The sequence below is a fragment of the Massilia sp. P2_C2 genome (assembly GCF_056404615.1).
Map to the genome: position 1 here is coordinate 1 of NZ_JBFUDR010000500.1, position 2914 is coordinate 2914.

The 2914-nt window shown below is 68.2% G+C and carries 4 protein-coding genes; 2 read left to right on the forward strand and 2 right to left on the reverse strand.

All coding sequences use genetic code 11. The annotated features are described in order from the left end of the window. Positions 1-341: ABC transporter ATP-binding protein (locus AC1DYX_RS30015; protein ID WP_477265702.1), on the reverse strand; the 341-nt coding region annotated here is incomplete at its 3' end. Positions 342-372: 31 nt separating this feature from the next. After that, complete coding sequence (locus tag AC1DYX_RS30020) at positions 373-1620, reverse strand: efflux RND transporter periplasmic adaptor subunit (RefSeq protein ID WP_477265704.1); 1248 nt, start codon at positions 1618-1620, stop codon at positions 373-375. Positions 1621-1824: 204 nt separating this feature from the next. On the opposite strand from AC1DYX_RS30020, the gene pnuC reads away from it, so the two are divergent. Together pnuC and AC1DYX_RS30030 are read left to right on the forward strand one after the other, a co-directional pair. After that, entirely contained in the window at positions 1825-2451 is a 627-nt protein-coding gene (pnuC, locus tag AC1DYX_RS30025) for a nicotinamide riboside transporter PnuC (protein ID WP_477265706.1), read from the forward strand. Next, on the forward strand, positions 2448-2914 hold a 467-nt coding region (locus AC1DYX_RS30030; protein WP_477265708.1), incomplete at its 3' end, for an AAA family ATPase. The genes pnuC and AC1DYX_RS30030, both read left to right, overlap by 4 nt.

The window sequence follows — 2914 nt, forward strand, 5'->3', positions numbered from 1 at the left end:
CCCATGCTGCGGTACAGGAGGGGCAGTTCCACGTTGTCGATCACGCGCAGGTCGGGGATCAGGTGGAAGCTCTGGAAGATGAAGCCGAAGGTCTGGTTGCGCAGCCGGGCCAGCTGGCGGTCGGCATAGCGCTTGATGGCGACGCCGTCGACGGCGATACCGCCCTGGGTGGGCCGATCGAGCAGGCCGATGATGTTCAGCAGCGTGCTCTTGCCGCAGCCGCTGGGGCCCATCATGGCGACGAATTCGCCCCGTTCGACGGCGAGGTCGATGTCTTTCAGTGCCAGCGTCTCGACCTTGTCCGTGCGGTAGGTCTTGCTGACTTTGTCCAGTCTGATCATGGTGTCCCCGTGAGTGTTGAGTGATGAGTGATCAATTCGAAATGCGGAGTGTGTCCAGGTCGCGGTACGCGTGCGTGTCGGAGACGATCACGCGCTCGCCCATGCGTGCGCCGGCGGCGACTTCCACCACCTTGCCGTCGCTGGCACCGAGCGTCAGCGTCCGTTTATGCGCCGCACCGCCGTTGACGACGAACGCCGGCTGCGGCCCGCGGCCGTTGAACGCGGCACCGCTGTCGACGACGAGCACGTTGGCGCGGCGCTCGGTGACGACGTTGACGTCGACACGCATCTTGTTGCGCAGGTGCGGATTGCGCGGCTCGGCCAGGTCGACGAGCAGCTTGATGGTGCCGTTCTGGATTTCGGGCAGGATCGTGTGGACGGCGCCCGCAAGGATTTCACCGTTCTGTTCCACGCGCACGGCCTGTCCCGGCGCCAGCTGGCGCGCGTGGAAGTCCGACGTGCTGGCTTCGATCCGGTAATTGTTCAGTTCCGACACGCGCGCCACGAGCTGGCCGGCCGTCACGCTGGCGCCTTCTTCTTCCACCAGCCACGTGAGCATGCCGGCGAACGGCGCACGCACGCGGGTACGGTCCAGCAGCTGTTCCTGTTGCGCGATCTGCTTGGCCAGGATCGCCTGCTGCAGCCTGGCGGCGGCGATATTGCTGGCCGTGGTGCGGCGCGTGTCGTCGAGCAGCGCGTGCTGCTGGCGCAGCTGGATCTCGATGCGCCTGACGTTCAGTTCCGCCGTCAGCAGGTTTTCGCCCGACACGAGGCCGCTGGTGCGCAGTTTCTGGCTGCGTTCCAGCGTGGCGCGCGCGGCTTGCAGGTCGATTTCCAGCAATTCGATGGCGCCCGCGATCTGCGTGCGTTTCTGTTCCAGCTCCTGCGACAGCGTCGTGATGCGGTTGTCCTGCTGCGCCAGCTGCTCCTTCAGCGCTTCCAGCGCGAGGCGGATCTCGCGGTCGTCCAGCTCCAGCAGCAGGTCGCCCGCCGCCACCTGCTGGCCCGGCTTGGCGTGGACGTGCGCCACGCGGCTCGCGCCCGGGCTGGCCACCACTTCCTCGCGCACCGGGATCACGATGCCGGCCGCGCTGATCGTGTTGTCGACGTTGCCGCGCCGGACCTCGGCGATGACGACGTCGGCGGCGGACACGCCCGGACGCAGCGCGCGGTTCAGGCCCAGCGCGGCGGCGCCCAGGCCGCCGAGCAGCAGCAGTGCCGTGGCGAGGCGCAGACGGGTGCGGCGGCGGACGACGTCGAGACTGAGTGCTTGATCCATGGTGGAGGCGGTGCGTTGCGATGCTGCCTGTATTGCAAGCCGCATGCCAGCATCGTTTCCCTCTGGGGGCGGGTTGGTCGGGGGCGTGACGGTGCCCGGTGGCGGGCAACGGTGTCCGGAATCGGACACTGGGCGCCGGTTGCCGCGGTTGCATAATCGGGCGCCACCTTCCATAATCGCCGACTCTGCCGCATTTCTCCGCCCATGAACGACTCCCTCGTCCTGCTTGGTTTTACTACGACGCCGCTCGAACTGCTCGGCTTCGTCCTGTCCGTCGCGACGGTCGTCCTGACGATCCTGCGCAACCACTGGGGCTGGTTCTTCGCCATCGTGTCGTCGGCCACGTACGGCATCGTGTTCTTCGACGCCCGCCTGTACGGCGACGCCGGCCTGCAGGGCGTGTTCATCGCCGCCTCGGTCTGGGGCTGGTGGCAGTGGCTGCGCGGGGCGGAAGGCAAGCCGCTGCCCGTGACGCGCCTGGCGCCGGCGGGCTGGACGTGGTCGCTGGCCGGGTGGGCGCTCGGCTTCTTTGCGCTGTCGGCGTTCCTGAAGGCGTACACAGACACGGACGTGCCGCACATGGACGGCTTTCTCACGGCCGGCAGCCTGCTGGGCCAGCTCCTGACGGCGAAGAAGAAGATCGAGAACTGGCACACATGGATCGTCGTCGACGTGCTGTACGTGGGCCTGTACATCTACAAGGGACTGCACCTGACGGCGATCCTGTACGCCGTGTTCGTCGTGCTGGCCGTGCTGGGCCTGCGCGCGTGGTCGAGTGCCGCGCGCGCGGATGCGAACATGGACCTGCGCGTGAGCGAGGGCGTGCGATGAGCATTGCCGACGTTGCCCGCGTTGCGCTGCTGGGCGCGGAATCGACCGGCAAGTCGACGCTGACGCAGGCGCTGGCGGCGCGCTACGGCACGTTGTGGGTGCCGGAATACCTGCGCGAATTCGTCGACGTGCACGCGCGCGTGCCGCGCGAGGACGACCAGCCGGGCATCGCGCGCACGCAGCGTGCGCGCGAGGATGCGCTGGCGCTCGACGCACGCGCGCAGGGCCTGCTGTTCTGCGATACGACGCCGTTGATGACGGCCGTGTACAGCCGCGTCTACTGGGGCCGCGTGCCGCCCGACCTGCTGGCGCTGGAGGCCTCTCACGACTACGCGTGGACGTTCGTCGCGGCGCCCGACCTGCCGTGGGTGCCGGACGGGCTGCAGCGCGAGTCGGAAGAAGTGCGCCAGCGCGTGCATGCGCAACTGGTGGCCGTGCTGGACGAGCGGCGCATTCCGTTCAC

Coding starts and splice junctions, on each gene's coding strand:
- pnuC (WP_477265706.1), top strand. CDS start 1,825: ATGAACGACTCCCTCGTCCTGCTTGGTTTTACTACGACGCCGCTCGAA.
- AC1DYX_RS30020 (WP_477265704.1), bottom strand. CDS start 1,620: ATGGATCAAGCACTCAGTCTCGACGTCGTCCGCCGCCGCACCCGTCTG.